At 41.7% G+C, this 17,409-nt stretch carries 19 protein-coding genes; 9 read left to right on the top strand and 10 right to left on the bottom strand.

Annotated features, from left to right (window positions below):
- Positions 1-22: 22 nt before the first annotated feature.
- The 4 genes from KOLE_RS05545 to KOLE_RS05530 form a co-directional block, all read right to left on the bottom strand.
- Entirely contained in the window at positions 23-1,489 is a 1,467-nt protein-coding gene (locus tag KOLE_RS05545; RefSeq protein ID WP_015868460.1) for a C1 family peptidase, read from the bottom strand.
- Positions 1,490-1,501: 12 nt separating this feature from the next.
- The gene (locus KOLE_RS05540; RefSeq protein WP_015868459.1) at positions 1,502-2,839 is read right to left on the bottom strand and encodes a hypothetical protein; all 1,338 of its coding nucleotides are present in this window, start codon (positions 2,837-2,839) and stop codon (positions 1,502-1,504) included.
- 391 nt (positions 2,840-3,230) lie between these two features.
- Positions 3,231-3,986 (bottom strand): DUF4350 domain-containing protein, encoded by a 756-nt coding sequence (locus KOLE_RS05535; protein ID WP_015868458.1) that lies wholly within the window; start codon positions 3,984-3,986, stop codon positions 3,231-3,233.
- Positions 3,987-4,022: 36 nt separating this feature from the next.
- Positions 4,023-4,343 carry a DUF4258 domain-containing protein gene (locus tag KOLE_RS05530; protein ID WP_015868457.1) on the bottom strand — a complete coding sequence of 107 codons (321 nt, stop codon included), beginning with the start codon at positions 4,341-4,343 and terminating at the stop codon, positions 4,023-4,025.
- 27 nt (positions 4,344-4,370) lie between these two features.
- Between KOLE_RS05530 and KOLE_RS05525 the strand changes: the two genes are divergently transcribed.
- From KOLE_RS05525 to KOLE_RS05490, 8 genes are all read left to right on the top strand, one after another.
- The gene (locus tag KOLE_RS05525) at positions 4,371-5,138 is read left to right on the top strand and encodes a putative ABC transporter permease subunit (RefSeq protein ID WP_049753254.1); all 768 of its coding nucleotides are present in this window, start codon (positions 4,371-4,373) and stop codon (positions 5,136-5,138) included.
- 145 nt (positions 5,139-5,283) lie between these two features.
- Positions 5,284-6,000 (top strand): hypothetical protein, encoded by a 717-nt coding sequence (locus tag KOLE_RS05520; protein ID WP_015868455.1) that lies wholly within the window; start codon positions 5,284-5,286, stop codon positions 5,998-6,000.
- 67 nt (positions 6,001-6,067) lie between these two features.
- Positions 6,068-7,156, top strand: a complete 1,089-nt coding sequence (locus KOLE_RS05515; protein WP_015868454.1) for an AAA family ATPase — start codon at positions 6,068-6,070, stop codon at positions 7,154-7,156.
- Between the two features lies 1 nt (position 7,157).
- The gene (locus tag KOLE_RS05510) at positions 7,158-8,351 is read left to right on the top strand and encodes a vWA domain-containing protein (RefSeq protein WP_015868453.1); all 1,194 of its coding nucleotides are present in this window, start codon (positions 7,158-7,160) and stop codon (positions 8,349-8,351) included.
- Entirely contained in the window at positions 8,348-9,211 is an 864-nt protein-coding gene (locus KOLE_RS05505; protein ID WP_015868452.1) for a DUF4895 domain-containing protein, read from the top strand. Before KOLE_RS05510 ends, KOLE_RS05505 begins: the two co-directional genes overlap by 4 nt.
- 13 nt (positions 9,212-9,224) lie before the next feature.
- The gene (locus KOLE_RS05500; protein WP_015868451.1) at positions 9,225-9,701 is read left to right on the top strand and encodes a hypothetical protein; all 477 of its coding nucleotides are present in this window, start codon (positions 9,225-9,227) and stop codon (positions 9,699-9,701) included.
- Between the two features lie 40 nt (positions 9,702-9,741).
- Positions 9,742-9,972: a hypothetical protein gene (locus tag KOLE_RS05495; protein ID WP_015868450.1), complete on the top strand. Its 231-nt coding sequence runs from the start codon at positions 9,742-9,744 to the stop codon at positions 9,970-9,972.
- A 113-nt stretch (positions 9,973-10,085) separates the two neighbouring features.
- Positions 10,086-10,778 carry a hypothetical protein gene (locus KOLE_RS05490; RefSeq protein WP_015868449.1) on the top strand — a complete coding sequence of 231 codons (693 nt, stop codon included), beginning with the start codon at positions 10,086-10,088 and terminating at the stop codon, positions 10,776-10,778.
- Positions 10,779-10,843: 65 nt separating this feature from the next.
- Here KOLE_RS05490 and KOLE_RS05485 read toward each other — a convergent pair whose 3' ends face one another.
- The 6 genes from KOLE_RS05485 to KOLE_RS05460 form a co-directional block, all read right to left on the bottom strand.
- Complete coding sequence (locus tag KOLE_RS05485) at positions 10,844-12,604, bottom strand: aldehyde ferredoxin oxidoreductase N-terminal domain-containing protein (protein WP_015868448.1); 1,761 nt, start codon at positions 12,602-12,604, stop codon at positions 10,844-10,846.
- Entirely contained in the window at positions 12,601-13,011 is a 411-nt protein-coding gene (locus KOLE_RS05480) for a 4Fe-4S dicluster domain-containing protein (RefSeq protein ID WP_015868447.1), read from the bottom strand. The genes KOLE_RS05485 and KOLE_RS05480 overlap by 4 nt, the downstream gene beginning before the upstream one ends.
- A gap of 50 nt (positions 13,012-13,061) precedes the next feature.
- Positions 13,062-13,565, bottom strand: coding sequence for a GNAT family N-acetyltransferase (locus KOLE_RS05475; protein ID WP_015868446.1), 504 nt, complete (start codon positions 13,563-13,565; stop codon positions 13,062-13,064).
- A 147-nt stretch (positions 13,566-13,712) separates the two neighbouring features.
- Positions 13,713-14,000, bottom strand: a complete 288-nt coding sequence (locus KOLE_RS05470; RefSeq protein WP_015868445.1) for a metal-sensing transcriptional repressor — start codon at positions 13,998-14,000, stop codon at positions 13,713-13,715.
- Between the two features lie 32 nt (positions 14,001-14,032).
- The gene (locus KOLE_RS05465) at positions 14,033-14,239 is read right to left on the bottom strand and encodes a heavy-metal-associated domain-containing protein (protein ID WP_015868444.1); all 207 of its coding nucleotides are present in this window, start codon (positions 14,237-14,239) and stop codon (positions 14,033-14,035) included.
- Between the two features lie 35 nt (positions 14,240-14,274).
- Complete coding sequence (locus KOLE_RS05460; RefSeq protein ID WP_015868443.1) at positions 14,275-16,710, bottom strand: heavy metal translocating P-type ATPase; 2,436 nt, start codon at positions 16,708-16,710, stop codon at positions 14,275-14,277.
- 237 nt (positions 16,711-16,947) lie between these two features.
- Here KOLE_RS05460 and KOLE_RS05455 point away from each other — a divergent pair, with 237 nt between their 5' ends.
- Entirely contained in the window at positions 16,948-17,400 is a 453-nt protein-coding gene (locus tag KOLE_RS05455) for a flavin reductase family protein (protein WP_015868442.1), read from the top strand.
- Positions 17,401-17,409: the final 9 nt, after the last annotated feature.

The following is a 17,409-nucleotide window of genomic DNA, read 5'->3' as shown; positions in this document are numbered from 1 at the left end:
CTTTATCTGCTACAAATCTGCCTTATCTATTGTTGTAAAGATATATCCAGGCAGCCACATCTTCACCGTTTATTACTCCATCTTTCGGGTAAGAAAGGTCACATTTGGCTATTATTTCCTCATCTTCGCTACCGATGTAATTAACCAGTGCACTGAAGTCCTGAAGATTAACGACCCCGTCTCCATTGATATCAAGATCATCGGCAGCGTGTTCCTCAAGGGTATCAAACACAGGGACAAACATTGAACGGGATTCTATCTGCCACCAACCTATTTCTTCACTATTATATTGTTCTTCAGTGATAACAGGAACAACAAAGTAGCCGCCATCCCCCCAGGAATAGCCCCAGGAGTTTTTGATTATCCAGAACATATCAGCGACAAATGTAGCATCTAACGTAGGATCATAATATTCATAAGACTCGATCTCTTCTTCGATAACAGGTGCTGCATCAGGGTTTATCTTGCCCGCCAGAACTATATCGTCCAGATCTTCCGCTTTTGCCCAACCAACCAACGTTACCGCATGTCCTCCGGTGTTGTATGCTCCTGGAGAAGGGGTGTAAATGCCCTTTTCATAATAGTAAAGATCAGAAGGGACATAAAATGATACAGCAAGGGAACCGTACTCTGCAATTGCTAGCTGGATAATGTCAAGATATTGCTCGTATGTATACCCTAAGTCCTTGAAAGTATAGGCGCTCGGGATCATTATTGTCTTGGACGACCTCACTCTGGGAGCACCGTACGCTGATGGAGGCAGCGGTATAACCTCGTCAGTAACCATAAAAACTTCGGAATATGGGGCATACTGTTCTTCCATCATTCCATATCTTACAGCATTATACATAGCGAAGTAACTATTACCGCCCTCAAGGCTGTTCCTGTCCTGCACATATTCGTATCCAGTAGCATAATAAACATCCCAGTCGATGTTATGATAAGCACACCATCGCTCGGAGTAATCAAAAATGTTGTCGGCATTCCCGTCTATTTCACCGAGCTCCTGTACGGCTCTAGCGCTTTCAAAGGAACCAGACGTCGCGAAAGCCCAACAACTGCCATGATAGTACTGATCCCTTACAGGCTCAATCCTGTAAAAAGTATCATCTGGCACTGTTTCAGGTTGCAAGAACACGTATGAAGCCATTATCAGATCATCGGTCGTGGTCATGCCATCGATTGTGACCTTTCCTTTTAACCCCTGCTCATAGATTTTTTTGACATATTCATCTATTTTCAACTGAACCTCGCCAGGAAGGAATACATATCCGCTGAGTCTAGAAAACAATTCCTCGAGGCTGTTTAGGTTAAAGGCCTCGTATTTCTCTATAAATTCCTCGCTAAGCCCTGCATTCCACAATAGGCCAGCGGATCTAATCGACTCGTTTATGATTGACTGGTTAGCAGAAGCCTCGGACTTCAAATCAGCCAATCCTATTGAAACAATAGCCAACACCACGATAAGCAAAAGAATTGTTCGCCTCATGTCTTCACCCCCTTAGTCCGCTGACTCAACGCTTACTGTTACCGGAACGTAGTCAATTACGAACCCATCAAGCGCTTTGTTGTCTTTATCCCTAAAAATCGGATTGGGCAGGTCAACATAATCGCCATAACCTGTCCACCAACCTTCATACGCCAAGCCAAGGGAAATCTCGGAACCATCAAAGTCATCGTTGACTTTAAAGGTCAAAACAGCAAAAACATCCGAGGCTTCTTCCGGTTCATCCTTATCAACGGTAAAACCTTTATAAAGGGTTACTGAGTTGTCGTTAACATTGTATGCGGAAACATCGGCAAAACCATCCATAAAGTCGCTAAAATCAACGCTCTCGAGCGTTATTCCACTATCCTTCCAGAGGGAAAGCTGCATGTACCTTGTATCATAAAGCTTTGCAAAATCCGCTACATTTTTCCCAACGACCTTCACTGTGAATGTAGCACCGGTAGAGACACTGGTAGGTGTGGCTTCAATACTAAAAACAGGTTTTGAATCCGAATCATACCTCTCCCTCAACATGAACCCTTTATAATCCCCAATGGGACCATATGGGGTATCCATGTAAATATACCTTGAATAGGGGACTCCAAGTTCGAACCCAACCTCTGCTAAAGTGTCCACTAACACGTAACCTTGATAAGTACCGCTGGTTCCATAATATCTACAGCGTATGAAATCCTCACCGTACATCAACTGATAGAATTGCCAGGTTGTATCGTATGCTGTGAGAGTTGCTGGGCAAGAAATCCAGTCTTGCAGATCCGGACGATCATTCGGTATTTCTTCCCAGGCATCTCCCAATCCATCTCCGTCCGTATCAACCAGGTTCAATCTTATGCGAGTATAGGTACCCTCTCCCGTTTCATCAACCTCTGCCTTGTAAAAACGAATTAAGATGTCACCTTCAGCATCTTCAGCATAATCAAACCATTGATTCCTGTCTAAATATATGAGGCCACTGTCTGACTGATAAAGCTCCGTGACCAGGTTCGTTGCTTTAAAGTTCAATTCTTCAGTGGTTACATTCTTTCCGTCGTTAGCAGTTATTACAACCGTATAATGCCCTTCTTCTTCTATAGCCACGGTTTTTTCATTGATCCCCGCTTCTTCTAAAATCACTTCGCCATCTTTTTTCAGGGTAAATTTAACCGTAAGGGGATCGTCTGCGGAATCCAATACTGACCAGGAAAAACTAACCATCGTCTTTGGAGCAATTTCCTGCCCCTCCGTAACTGTACTGTGAAGTGAAATAAGTGGTGGATCATTCTTGAAAAGCATACAACTCGAAAGTACTAAAACAACCAAAAGAGCCAAAATCAAGTAAATCCTTTTCACCTAATTTCCCCCCCTCTATGTGGTATGGTTAAACTCTTTTCGTCAAGCATAAATTCCTTGAAAAACAAAGTCAGGGATTGAATCGCAACTCGTAAGAATTCATCAAAATCATGTGACTCTTAATCTATTATACTCCGTTTAGCAACACTTTCAAATATATTATATCCATCACCTTTGTTTTCCATCTTTTAGCGCCGTGACGCTACTCTTCGGAAATCCCCTTTTTAACTGAATTATTTTAGTATGCTTTTATTTCTTCTACTACGAATTTGGGATGGTTTTTAAAATATTACACCTTTTTATTGCAGACAGTGCTGCCACATAAACTAAATGCTACATACATAATTATTCTCTCTCGTTGACTAAACTCTTTCACAAAACAGTTTTTCCCTTACTTGCTCAACCAATCAACGATATTCACAGCCAGAACGCTATCATCATAATCATACCAATTATCGTAGAGATTGTCTCCGGGATCGCCATCCCCATCGTCAAAGGGCGAGCTGTCACCAATCGCTACAAATTTTCCGCTTCCGTAATAACCATAAACAACATAAGGCTTCTCATAAGCCCTAATAGCAACATGGACCTTTGAATCATTGATAATGGTTATGGTACTGCCAGCCCACATTCCTACTGCATTCACACCGTAAGTAATCGGTGTTACTAAAATATCTTCAATTGGGTCCTCGCTGACGGTATTGCTGTCAAATCTAAATCCAAAATCATCATTAACAACCTCATTGAAGATCTCAACCGGATCCCAGCCGTCATTATTCCTGTCTGCTCCGCTATGGTTTCCAATGAAGAAGACACTTCCACCATTTTCAACGTATCGTTTCAGCGCACTTATTTCATCAGAGCTAAATCGGATATTGGGCTCAGGGATAATAACGACATCATAACGTGCAAGTGTGGAATAATCAAAAGGATCATCGGTACTTTCAACTGAATACCCTTTTTCTTTGAGGGCATCCGCGAATTCCGAATATCCTCCGTCGATCACCCAATCAGCATTCCCGGCTGTCTGGGCGTGACCTTCGTCAAAAAGAATCAGGCCATCACCGTCAATTGGGTTATCAATTGGATGACAGGAAGCAAAGAGCAAAACCAAAAACAGCAACACAGGCCCAAAAAAATTCTTCATAACAAACCTCCCACCAGTAAATTCAGTGATTTAACACTATTTTGTCTCTTCCCAAAAGACTGTGAGTACGTAAAGCGATGATCCGTTCTTGGTAATTATAACGGTCAAATCTCCGTTTGTCACTTTTATCCTTCCACCTGCTTCTATTTCAGCATGAGAATCTTTATCCTTCAGGAGTTTTATTATCTCCTCAGGATTGATCTCTCTTTCCTTTATTCGTTTCAGTGCGTGGGGTGAAAATGTTATATCGAACGTGCCCAAATCGGCAAGATCAGTTTCTTCATCCGGCTCCTGATAACCTTTAACTAAAAGAGCAACCACTAAAGTGATTCCAAAGAGCAAAATTATAATCCACATATTCTGTACCTCGGGTAAAATTAAAGTATGAAAATCTTTCTTTCTCTTATAAAGTGGAGATCAAAGGAAAAATTCCATATGCTATCCCGCTACGGAATAAAAGGGCTCGCAGTAATTATAACAACTTTTGCTCTTTTAGTTTTTCTTGCTGTCCCCTTTCTCTTTTACTTGACAGAGGTGTTTATACCCAGCTTTCAGAAAATTGCCGGTCTTTCCGGGCAACTCGATGAGCTTGCCGGGATTGATTTTGAGCGCATTATCATCTCGTTTTTGTCCTCAATCATATTCATCATCATGCTGGGAAGCGAACTTCCTGTTACCATATCGAACCTGTTTTTTTCAGAACGCCTTCAGTTCCTCAGAACGACACCCGTGAAATCAACAACGATCTTTAAGGTACAGTTGCTGGAAGTCCTTGCAACCGGTGGATTACCGATAACTCTATTCGTCCCCGTGTTCTTGAGTGCTCTCTATGGGCTCGGTTTTGTTGGGACACGTTTCTGGATCTCCGTCATGCTTCTCCTGATATATATCCTCTTCATCTTCGCAATAGCCACAATGATATCATTCGGGATCGTTTTCATAGCCAGGGGACGTTTTATGAAGGTGATATCAACCCTCATGACGGGGATCACCCTCCTTGCCTTCGTCTTTACCTTGAGATTGATGGACTTTTCAGCGATAGATATTGCCCAGCCTCTGGAAGTTGCTGAGAAATTGAAGAATCTCCAGACACTCGTTGCCCAAAAACACCTGCCCTGGTCTCCCTTCGTGAACGCGTTAACCGGGGATTAAAAGAACGGATACTGTTTCTTGCATACACCGGATTGGTATTTAGAGCTTTAGAGCTCCTGAATATTGCGCTATACAGAAAGACCCTGAATCGTTTGTGGTCAAGTTCACAGGGGAGAAATACCGCAGAGGATTCAGAGGATTGTACATGCCTTTGCCTTTCTTGGCATTTCTCAGAAAGGATCTGCTTTTAATCCTTAGGGAGCCAAAGCTGGCTTTCGCCTTTTTGTATCCAACCTTTTTTATTCCAGCGATAGTTCTGACAAATCCGTCTTTGTTAAGGGGAGGAGGGATACTGCAGCTTTTGAGCCTGCTGATCTTCCTCATATGCAACTACACAACGATCTCCTCAACGGCCATTTCTGCCTTCGAAAGGCAGGTTGGCGATTATAATGCAGCACTGCCGCGAAAGGGCATAAAACCGGTACTGGCAAAAGCATTGATTATAACTTTCATTTATTCGCTAATTGTCTTTGGCATCTATCAGTACCTTACGATCAAAATTCCAAGCATAAGCAACTTCCTGAGGCTGTTCACACCTTTCATGATTCCTACAATTTTTGTACTCTCCCTTGTTGGAGGAACACTCGAAAAACACCACGGGACAGGCGAAAGCAAGAATGTGTTCAAAGCTCTCACCATAACAGGAGCTATTGTTTCTTTTCTGTTCAGCAGTGTCATACCTCTTTTTACATCCCTTCCTTTAACTTTATATGTTACGGATGGTCTGGGAACCTTTCTCAAATTCTTGAGGATTCCAGAAACACCTCAAATGAAGATCTTCTTTGGGGTGCTTATTCCCGTTACCCTGTGGGTAACAAGCGCATGGTGGTCGTTAAAAATCTTGTGCTATAATGAGGATTAGAGCACTGTTTTGCAGTAAAATTAAGCTAGTTTTTAGAAGTACATTGGCAATTCCTGGAGGGATAGATTTGAGAGTCGAAGAGGTAAAATATCTGAGCAAAAAGATAATGGAGGCCGGAGAAATACCTCTCGTATGGGGGCACTTCGGTGTCGGAAAAACAGATCTTGCAAGGGAGATAGCGGAGGAAACTGGTAGAGAGCTCATAATACTTGTTATCTCACAAATGGAGCCTGGAGACCTGATAGGTCTTCCTGCACGAGATGAAAATAAAACTGTTTTCCTCAAACCTGATTGGTGGCCGGAAAATGGAAATGTCATTCTTATGATAGATGAAATAAACAGGGCACATAGATCTATAAGAAACGCTATCATGCAGCTTCTTATAGATAGAAGGATACACAATCATCTCCTTCCGGAGGGTTGCTGGATAATGGCAGCGGCAAACCCGCCAGATGAAGAATACGACCAGGTCGAATTGATAACCGACCCTGCCTTCATGTCTCGCTTTTTCCATCTTGAAATCACACCTACACCGACGGAATGGATAGAATGGGCAAAAAAGGTTGGAGTTCCGAATGAAATCAATGAGTTCATAAAGGAATATCCTGAATTTTTATCAAGGGATACAATAGTCTCCATGAGGCTGGAGCTTCGTCCCAGTCCAAGAAGCTGGTATAAACTCGGCAGGGTTTTAAAAACCTTTAGCTCTGAAGATCTCAAGAAATACGGTTACGTACTTGCAGCCGGAATTCTCGGCCCAGAAGCAGCGAGAACGTTCATCGATCAGATAAGTGGAAAACAGCTGCTACCCAAAGCAGAAGAGATTCTTCTTGAGTTAGACGAACCATTGCTAAATCGATTGTCTTCTCTGGATATTTCAGGTGTAAGCGCGATGGTATCGAGACTGACGAAGTTCCTATCTGAACTCGATGATAAAGCGGTTCAGGAATACTTTGAACGTGTACCAAGGATAGCTTCTAACCTCCTCAAGTTGAGCAAGGTTATTCCGAGAGATTCTTTCTTCGCCATAATAAGGCACATCGCTTATCAACTCGAAAACGAAAAGGGTTTAAAAAGAGTCTTTTTTGAGAATTTACTGGAAGAACTGGCAACAGATTCCGATGTCCTCAACTATCTTGAAAAGAGGGAGAATTGATTTGTTTAGAAGGGATATCGTCGAAGAAGCGGTCATAGAGCTGGGAAGAAGAAGTCCCTTTTACAACTATTTGTTTTTATTTATAGAAAGAGTTCGGAGTTCCACCGTCAGGACATTCAAGCTCAGGGTTTCATCGAGAGGTAATCTACAACTTCTGTACAATCCGGAAGTACTAAGAGACAAACCGTTAGAACTTGTTGTTGCCTTGCTTGAACATGAGGCCCTTCATATAGTCAACGGCCACATTTTGATACCGGTAAAGGAAAAAAGAGACAGACTACTCTGGGACTTATGCATGGACGCAGCTATAAATCAATTCATACCCGTTCTCGACGCTTTCAGCCTTCCCCTTGATGAACTTTTGATGGAAGGGTGCGGAACAGATAATGAGAGAATGTTCATTGCTCCACCGGCATTTCTACCAAACCAAACCGCTGAATATTACCACGATTGGGCAGTAGAATTCATGAAAAAGAATAAAACGATAGACCTCGAGCTCATAGAGACCAACCTTGAAAAAACCGATTCTCACGAGGACTTCGGAAACTTCGAGCTCCCAAAAGAATTCGTTCAGGAATTGTTGAATAACGTTGTTGCGGAAACCTACAGAAAGGCAAAAGACGGTCTTCCTGAAGGCCTGGAGCATGTTGTAACTTTATTCCTCGATAGGCCAATACTCGATTGGCGAACGATGATCAGACGATTCTTTGGTTCATCGGTACACGTTGGAAGATATCGAACCCCTTTGAGACCAAATAGAAGATACGACGATCAACCGGGGTGGCGAAACGATTACGCGGCAAAAATTGTTGTCGTTCTCGATACCAGCGGAAGCATAATTGAAGACGAATTCAATGCCTTTTTCAGTGAAATAGATATTGTCACAAGATTGACGGATTCGCGGATCTGGCTTGTTCAGGTAGATGAAACCGTGCAATCTGTAATGAAATACGGTAAAGGAATGTGGAAAGATTTGAAACTCATAGGGCGCGGTGAAACTGACCTACAACCAGCCATCGATTACGCCCAGGAAAACCTGAGACCTGAAGGTATCATAGTTTTCACCGATGGTTACACTGATTTGCCTCTGGTAAAGCGCAAGGTTCTTTTCGTTTTATCCAGGCAGTGTAATAAAGAATTTGTGGAAGAAGCAAAAGAAGTTTATGGTCGTTCATCGGTGGTGGTATTAAGATGATATTGTTCGAAGGACCAGAGTCAATCAAAGGTATTTTAGAAAAGTACTACGTAGAACTTGAACTCGAGTTCAAAGAAGAAGCCAAGTTGTTAAAAAACAAGGAAGATGTGCTCGAAACGAGTTTTGGGCATTTCCTCACCACGATAGTACAGGACGAACTTGAAATGTTCCCGGTACTTTCACTTTTTGTGGATTCAGAAGGAAGGGGATTTTTTGCGATTTCTTCAACATCGCCTTATGAAACCACAAGTTCCATTTATCGAGTAGAAGAATCAAAGGTATCAGAACCCCTCATGGAACTCTATCGTAACCTTTTTCCAGAATCCACGGAGCTAAAGATTGTCAGAACAATCCTTCAGGCACCTCTAAGGTTGTATTTCATCTCATATTTAGGAAATGAGCGGTTGCTGAAAAGAGAGATTCTAAAGGATTCGATTTCCGGTAAAGGATACCTGCGCCTGGCAAAAGAAATAGATGATGAACTCTACGACATATACGTCAAAACCTTTCGCAGATGGATACAGTTCAAATGGGGCGATAGTTTTATCTTTCCGTATCAGGATAGGGTAAAGATAATTTTTGGTATTCCACGACTAAGAAAAGAGATTGATATCTCAACGATCATAGAACTATCAAGGTTTGTGAGAACGAAATTAATTGAAAAATACGATACACTGAAACCATCAAGTATCACACCGGATATGAAGCTTGCAAAACCCGCAGCAACGGTGTTTGAAATCCCGCTGATCGCTTCAACCTACTGGTTGAAGAATCTTGAACATTTCTACCATTATTATTTTAAAGCTATCCAGACGATGATAGATTCTTTAGAGAACTTTGTAGCGAATAATGATCTCTGAGGGAGCGAGAATATTGACAAAACCTACCGTCAGAATAAAATACCCTGTATCCCGAAAAATTCTAAGGCTCCTGAAGCCTTCGGATCTTATATCTTACGCTGGAAAAGCTTTTTGTTTTACCTGCACCTCTCTTGAATTGTTTGCAAAATATGAAAAACTGGAGGGAGCGCCTCTGGTTGACCTGTCACAGGAGATAGTTGTCCTGGGAACCGTAGAAAATGAGGTTTTGTTTCTGGATAAAAGATTCCCAACCCCCGAGGAACTCGAGTACCTTTTTCTTCGCGGCGTTTCTGCCACCATTGGAAGACCCGTAACAGGATCACATATCACCGAACTTTACATGCGTTTTGGTAGAGTCCACTTTGTACCTACCGAAGAGTTCTCATTCATTCACGATGATGTTACCATCATGGCGAAATCTGTTGAATTAGATGATTTAATCTTATACGTCAATGTAGCGTCAAATGGAAGTATCTACTTAGAGGGATAAGATAGCAGAGATTGTAAACGGAAATGGTAGGTGATTGACAGTGAAAAATCTGAGAAAGCTGTTCGACCTCATATATTTTCCCTTCGTTTTCATCCTTACCCTATCGCTCGTTGGCTCATTTTTCACCGGGCGCTGGTTGCTTGTTCTTTTGAGCATCATAATCATTGGTTTTGCTATGTATGTAAGATATCTTATTTACCGATCAGTGTTGAAAGAACAAGATCAAGAAGATGAAGATAAAAAAAACGAAGAAGACCCCCAACAATCCTGAAGCGTTATCTCCTTTATAGTTATTCCAAAAAATTAGAAAATTATTAGAATCTAAACCTCCTTTTTTCTCAACGAATCATAACAGTGTGATTCCAAAAAAGGAGGGGTTGAATTATGAAGAAGACACTTGCGTTTTTGTTGTTTGCGGTTCTTCTTGTAGGTATGTCCTTTGCGGTTCCACCGGCTAATGGTGACATTGCTCAAAGAGTGGAGCTCATCAAGCTACAAGCAAGCATCAGAATTATCGAAGTGTTCAAACAAATGGAATTAACAAAAGAACAAGCGACGAAGATCTTTGAAGGTCTCACGGAAGTGAGAGAGAAATTGGATTCTCTTTTGAAGCAAAAAGAAGAGCTTCTTCTCGAACTGAAAAAGGCTATGCTCGAAGATGATACCGCTGCTATCGAAAAACTGAGAGAAAAACTCATTGCAAACAACCGTGAAACCTTCGAAACACTTAAAGGCGCTCAAAAGGTCATCAAAGACAACCTAACGGTGACTCAAATGGAAAAACTTATGCGAATGGCAAGAGATAGAGTATTTGACAGACTGAGAAATTCCCCACAATTTCGCGAAATGTTCATAAACGGGCTAAGAGAAAAGCCATTGAAAGATGCACCATACATTCAAGAAAGGCTCAAAAATTTCAGGGACTTGCCACCCCAAGAAAAAATGGAATTACTTAAAAGAGCAACGAATGACCCAAGAATGAAAAATCTCAGAATGGAAGCAGAGAAGGTTCTTACGAGAATTGTTCTTTCACCCGTATTCCTGGACACCTTAAAAGAATACGCGGGAATTGAGTAAAATAATAAGCATAATAAGAAATAAGGACCCTTACCGGGTCCTTATTGTTTTTTAGAGTTTCATATTCAGCTTACCATTTCTATATCTTTCTCAACAAAAGAGTGATACATTGCTATCCCTTTATTAAATGCCTCTTCGCTTAACTTGCCTGTCGTTGTATAAACACCGGCCAGCTTCCTCGGCAACCTTAGACTTTCAAAATCGAAGCCGTTATCCAATTTGAATTTATATTTCAATCCGTGAATCTTATGAGACAGTATATCCATCCTTTCTTTATCCCAACCTTCGATCCCGACACTCTCGAGAGCTTCAAGAATAGTTTCTCTGTCATAAATCTTTCTTGCAAAAAGACAACCGACAAGGGAGTTAAAGATGGTTCTCCAGAGTGCTTCTTTATAAAGAGCTTCAATCTGCTCTTCGAAGGTAACCGGTGAATTAATCATTTTCTGGTCGATGGAATATCCGGCGCTATCAAGATGAGAGTGTCTGACACCTGTTGCGTATCCCAGGAAAGCATTCACGCCGGTTATGTATCCCGGAGCTTCGTTTTTTCCAAATACTATGGCGTTCTCAGCGGAACCGTATTTCTGTGAGCAAAAGGCGGCTCCCTTTTCTAGATCTGAATAAAACTCATTTTCTGACCGTGCAATTCTGGTTAACACTCTTAGATAGGTTTCACCATCACCGAAATTCAAAATTTCACCAAGTGTATGTGTTCCATTTATCACGCCGTGTTGAAAAGCATCAGTTGCCCATGCGAGGGTTACACCCATGCTTATAGCGTCCCATCCCTGTTTTTCAACAAATTGTAGAAGCTTCAGGATCATCTCCGTAGAATTTATTGAAAGATTGGAACCCCAGGAAAAAACCAATTCGTGGTCATATGATACTTTCAAGGTTTTATACATATGGTGCCTCTCGTCAAAGGCTTCTCTGAATGTTGCTATGTGGATACAACCTATCTGACAGCCCGCACAGGCTATTTGCTGTGCCAGATGCTTTTCTGCAAAAGCTTCGCCCGAGATCTTATCGGCACCCTCGAAAAAACCTTGAGAGAAGTTTCGTGTTGGTAGTCCGTTTATTTTGCTGAGTGGGACAACGTTCATTGCGGTACCTAGATCATGGTATTTGGCCATCGCCTCTGATTCCACAACTTGCTTGTATATCCTGTGATAAAGTGCGTTGTAGCGCTTCCTGTCAGTTAACTTCCAGTATTTATTCCCGGATATAACGAGTGCCTTTATATTTTTAGATCCGAGAACAGCTCCAAGCCCGAGTCTTCCAAAATGCCTCGAAGAATCAACTGTAACACAGGCAATGGGGGAAAGCCTTTCACCCGCCGGGCCAATCCTGATAATAGAGCGTTTTCCTATACCATGCTCCCTATCTCTGAGAACTCTTTCCGTTGCCAGTGCAGACATTCCCTTTAAAGAATAGGCCTGTTTAAGCTTTACCCGATCGTTCTCTATGACTATGTAAGAGGGTTCTTTTGCTTTACCACGAATGCGTAAAACATGATAACCGGCTTCGTAGAGAGACAACCCGAGCCTCCCGCCAGCGTGAGATTCACCAAGATTACCTGTGAGGGGTGACTTAAAGAGGCACACGGTTTTTGTGATGACAGGAAACATGTTGTTTAAAGGGCCTATCGCAAATATTACAGGAGCTTCAGGAGAAAGAGGATCCACATTTGGAGGGCAGGAATCAACGAGCAATTTCGTTGCAACGCCTGTTCCACCAAGCCATTCTTCGAACAATTCGGTAACATCAACAGTTTCCCATTTATTATCTGTCAGGTCAATATCGAGCATGTAGAAGCGTCTCATTCTCCCACCTCCACAAGGGCGAGAACATCGTTCGGGCAGTAAGAAGCGCAAACGCCACAATGACGGCACACTATTGGAATTTCAAACTCTGTATCCCATTGCAGCGCTCCCGGAACACATGCTTCGATACATTTCCCGCAGTGGATACATTTTTCGCTGTCCAGAACGACTCCTCCGCCTTTTCTCGGGGTGAGAGCTTTAGTGGGGCAAGCCGTTGCACAATCGGGATTTTCACACCCGTAGCATATCCTCACCGAAAACGCCCCTTCCACACCGGGGTAATTTTTAACCCTCAAAGCAGCTTTTTCAACGGTTATAACTTGCTGCCATGTTCTCGAACAGGCGTACATGCAGCTATAACAACCAATGCATTGATCTCTGTTTATTACTCTCATCAGTTTCGCCATAAAAACACCCCCGTTCATTCCCCAACAGAGGTTTATACCCCTACCGGTGTTTAGTCACAATCTTTCTTTATCCTTGACATTATGTAAGCGTCTATATATTCACCATTTCGGAAAGAGAAGTCTCTTAACCTTCCCTCTATTTCAAACCCGAATTTCTTGTAAAGTTTTATCGCAGGCTCGTTGTCCACATAAACCTCGAGCTGGATTCGGCGTATATTGTACCAATTATCTGCAAGATCGATCAGTGCCTCCATTAATTTGGTACCTATACCTTTTCCGTGAAAGTCGTCATGGACCATCATACCGATTCCGGCAATATGGCGCCGTCTTCCTTTCATAAAATGAATGCTGGCAAAACCGACAACTTTGCCGTCTACTTCAGCTACCAGGGTTCTTGTTTCCCTGTTTTCGAGATCGAGTTCGACATACTTTTTTGCGTTTTCCATAGATATGTAAGGAATGGACATAGTGTTGGCGCAAACTTTCGGAAGGTTCCTGATTTCATACCAAGCAGGGTAATCCTCCCTTTCCATCGCTCTGATCTTCACATCCACTTCTACCACTCCCTTTGAATTTTTCTGCAATTACTTGAATTTTTTCAATCTTACTCTACCACATCTCACACTAAACTAATAAACCTTATAAAAAACTAACGCTGAATATCTCAGCGTTAGTTTTTACTCCTATGTTGCTCCAATTAATCAGAAAGTTTTTCCTATGTACTTCATGAGCATTTCAAGCTCTTCGAGTTTTTCCTCCACCTCTCCAGATTCAACAGCTTCTCTAACACAGGTTTCAACGTGCTTATTAATTATCTCAATGTTAGCACGTTTTAAAAGCGCAATAACCGCGAGCAACTGGGTGGAAATATCAACACAATACCGCTCTTCTTCAATCATCTTAATGATGCCGTCAATCTGTCCACGCGCAGTTTTTAGAACCTTAAGTGCCTTAAAATGCTTTGGATGTTCGTGCTTTGAATAATCCATAATTTTACCCCCAATATCAGGAAGAACTTTTTTTAATTTTCAATCCTTACAAAAGTGTAACCTGTGTTCTCAATTACTTCTTTCAACACTTCCACTGGAATATCTTTTTCTGTTTCGACTACGGCAAAGCCCCCTTCAAGATTTACTACCGCTCTTTTGATTCCTTCTATTTCTGCAAGGGCTTTTTCAACTCTAATTTTACAATGATTACAGGTCATTCCATCAATAAAAACTTTCATTTTAACACCTCCGTGTTTTCGAGTTGAGAATCATTCTAGTCAAGCTTCACTCTTTTTAACCTCAAGGCATTCATAACTACGCTCACACTTGAAAAGGCCATAGCCGCTCCAGCGATCATCGGGTTCAGTTTTAGACCGAAGATCATGTAAAAAACGCCTGCAGCTATGGGGATCCCTATTATGTTGTAAAAAAATGCCCAAAAAAGATTCTGTTTGATGTTCTTAATCGTGGCATCTGAGAGTTTTATCGCGTTTACAACGTCGTTCAGGTCGTCCTTCATCAGAACAACATCCGCAGATTCTATTGCAACATCGGTACCAGAACCTATTGCAATTCCAACATCTGCTTCTACAAGAGCCGGCGAATCGTTTATTCCATCACCAACCATTCCGACTATGTAGCCCTCGCTCTTCAGCTTCTTAATCACGGAAGCTTTGTTTTCAGGCAGTACCTCAGCCATCACATCATCTAATCCTACCTCACGTGCAATAGCGAGTGCTGTCCTTTTGTTGTCACCCGTAACCATAAAGGTTTTGGTTCCTCTTTCTTTGAGCTTTCTTATAGCTTCTCTGGAAGTAGGTTTGATTACATCTGCTATTCCAAGTACCCCGATTACTCTACCGTCATAAGTGACAACTACAGGCGTTTTCCCATCATCAGATAACTTTTTGATGATGTCAGCGAGTTCTCTGGTATTTGATTTATTAAATTTTACGCTGCCAATCTTTACCTCTTTCCCATTAACCCTGGCAACTATCCCTTTTCCTGGAATAGCCTCAAAATCTTCTACTTTGTGCAGATTACCTTTATAAGCCTCGACAACAGCTTTATCCAGCGGATGTGAACTTTTAACACCCATACTTGCAGCGAGTTTTAGTACTTTAGCCTTATCGAAGCCATTCAAAGGTACAATATCAAGTAATTTAGGTTTACCCTCGGTTATCGTCCCGGTTTTATCGAACACGATAGCATTCACTTTGTGGGTCATTTCAAGAGCCTCACCGCTCTTAAACAGAATTCCCATTTCCGCTCCTCGACCTGTTCCAACCATTATAGCCGTTGGTGTTGCCAGACCGAGAGCACAGGGGCAGGCGATAACGAGAACAGAGATCATCATTGTCAGGGAAAAGGTGAAGCCGTACCCCAGCAAAAACCAAACCAGAAAAGTTATACCTGCAATCAATAGAACAAAGGGAACGAAATATCCGCTGATAATATCAGCTAATCTGGCTATAGGAGCTTTTGAAGCTTGTGCATCTTCTACAAGTTTGATTATTTTTGCTAGCGTAGTGTCGCTTCCAACTTCTGTGGCTTTGATTTCAATAACACCACTGAGATTGACTGTTCCGCCAATAACCTTAGAACCTTCCTTAACATCAACGGGAATAGATTCACCGGTAAGCATGGATTGGTCAACGGTACTGTTACCGCTAATTACTACACCATCTACAGGGATCGACATACCAGCTTTGACCATCAGAATATCTCCGACTTCAACTTCTTCAACAGGGATCTCTTCGTAGCCGTTGCTTTTTCTAACAAATGCAGTTTTAGGAGCTAAATTCATGAGTTTTTTTATAGATTCAGAAGTTCTTCCTTTGGAGAGATTTTCAAGATACTTTCCTAAAGAGATGAGAGAAATTATTACACCTGCTGTTTCGAAATACAGGTCTCCTACAAAGTAATAGTTACCCAATGCTATTTGAATCGTTGCAAAGACACCGTAAATTACAGCAGCACCTGTACCAAGCCCAACAAGCGTATCCATGTTCGGATGTCCCCGTAAAAGGTTAGGGATACCTTTTAGATAAAAATCCTTTCCGGCTATAATGATAGGAATTGTTAATAGGAGCTGGATCAAGGCGAAATTAAGCGGATTGGCTTCAGGTGAAATAAAGGAAGGAAGTTTAACACCTAACATATGTCCCATAGCGATTATAAGAAGGGGAACGGTAAAGATCGAAGAAAATAAAAATCTGTTCCAGTAAGAACGAATCAAGGTTTCTTTTCTCTCGCGATCTTTATCATAGCTTTGAGTTGTCATGATATTCGCCGTATAACCGGCTTTCTCGACAGCATGTTTTATACTGGAAATTCTGACACGGGAAGGGTCATATTCTATTATTGCTTTTTCCGTGGTTAGATTGACTGATACCGAAAGCACTCCTTCGAGTTTTCCAATGGAGCGTTCTACTGCTGTTGCACAGGAAGCACACGTCATGCCATCGATCCCGAGGGTGATTTTTCTGGTGTCTTGCGGTTTCTCTAATTCGTATCCGGCACTTTTAATCAACTGAAAAAGCTTTTCTTCGTTTATTTCTGTATCTGTTTCAAAAATCAGCCTTTCCGACGCGAGACTCACGACAGGATTTTTGACACCTTCAACTTTTGCAGCCAGTTTTTCAACAGTTCTAACACAAGCCGCACAGGTCATTCCCTTAACTATGTATTCTTTTCTGATTTTAGACATCCTTACCCTCCTCTTCAGGACAATCCCCATACCACGGGGTGGGGTACATACCCATTCTATTCTTTCTACTCCACATATAAGATTGCGCGCGAGTTAAGAATAAGTTACTAAAAGACTATCGAAAGCTATAATAATGGAGTAAAGATTTAATCGTTAACGTGATATATTAGCTATACACATGTTCTATAATAATCTTAGAAACATTATTATAAATCTTCTTAGGAGGATGATAGTCATATGGATGCTCTGGGAAAACTTTACAACAGCACCACCATAGTCACGATGAATGCCGGCGGGAAAATGAATGGTATCGCCGTTGCCTGGATAACAAGGGTATCGATTAATCCACCGATGATCGCCATTTCTATTGGAAAAGCCCGATACTCTCATAAATTACTAAATGAAACAGATAAATTTGGTGTCTGCATCATGGAAAAAAGTGCAAAGGAAATAGTCGTACTTTTTGGCACAAAAAGTGGGAGGAATTGCGATAAATTTGCCGGGATAGACTACAGCCTCAGTAAAAATGATGTTCCAATCCTTCCTGGAACACTTGCTTATATTGAATGTCAGATAAAGAGTAAAGCAGATGCCGGTGATCACACCATTTTTATTGGCGAGGTAATAGACCAGAAGGTTTTCAAGGATGAAGCCCCTATGCTTTATGGGGAACATAGAATACTTTTATAAGAGGTGAAA

The organism is Kosmotoga olearia TBF 19.5.1 (genome assembly GCF_000023325.1).
Classification (GTDB): domain Bacteria; phylum Thermotogota; class Thermotogae; order Petrotogales; family Kosmotogaceae; genus Kosmotoga; species Kosmotoga olearia.
Note: the sequence above shows the minus strand (reverse complement) of the source record. Positions and strands in the feature narration are given on the sequence as shown.

Bases quoted from the DNA above. Each gene is read 5' to 3' on its own strand.
- KOLE_RS05465 (WP_015868444.1), bottom strand. From the start codon at position 14,239: ATGAAAGTTTTTATTGATGGAATGACCTGTAATCATTGTAAAATTAGA.
- KOLE_RS05535 (WP_015868458.1), bottom strand. From the start codon at position 3,986: ATGAAGAATTTTTTTGGGCCTGTGTTGCTGTTTTTGGTTTTGCTCTTT.
- KOLE_RS05530 (WP_015868457.1), bottom strand. From the start codon at position 4,343: ATGTGGATTATAATTTTGCTCTTTGGAATCACTTTAGTGGTTGCTCTT.
- KOLE_RS05505 (WP_015868452.1), top strand. From the start codon at position 8,348: ATGATATTGTTCGAAGGACCAGAGTCAATCAAAGGTATTTTAGAAAAG.
- KOLE_RS05525 (WP_049753254.1), top strand. From the start codon at position 4,371: ATGAAAATCTTTCTTTCTCTTATAAAGTGGAGATCAAAGGAAAAATTC.
- KOLE_RS05520 (WP_015868455.1), top strand. From the start codon at position 5,284: ATGCCTTTGCCTTTCTTGGCATTTCTCAGAAAGGATCTGCTTTTAATC.
- KOLE_RS05460 (WP_015868443.1), bottom strand. From the start codon at position 16,710: ATGTCTAAAATCAGAAAAGAATACATAGTTAAGGGAATGACCTGTGCG.
- KOLE_RS05470 (WP_015868445.1), bottom strand. From the start codon at position 14,000: ATGGATTATTCAAAGCACGAACATCCAAAGCATTTTAAGGCACTTAAG.
- KOLE_RS05490 (WP_015868449.1), top strand. From the start codon at position 10,086: ATGAAGAAGACACTTGCGTTTTTGTTGTTTGCGGTTCTTCTTGTAGGT.
- KOLE_RS05480 (WP_015868447.1), bottom strand. From the start codon at position 13,011: ATGGCGAAACTGATGAGAGTAATAAACAGAGATCAATGCATTGGTTGT.
- KOLE_RS05455 (WP_015868442.1), top strand. From the start codon at position 16,948: ATGGATGCTCTGGGAAAACTTTACAACAGCACCACCATAGTCACGATG.
- KOLE_RS05545 (WP_015868460.1), bottom strand. From the start codon at position 1,489: ATGAGGCGAACAATTCTTTTGCTTATCGTGGTGTTGGCTATTGTTTCA.
- KOLE_RS05485 (WP_015868448.1), bottom strand. From the start codon at position 12,604: ATGAGACGCTTCTACATGCTCGATATTGACCTGACAGATAATAAATGG.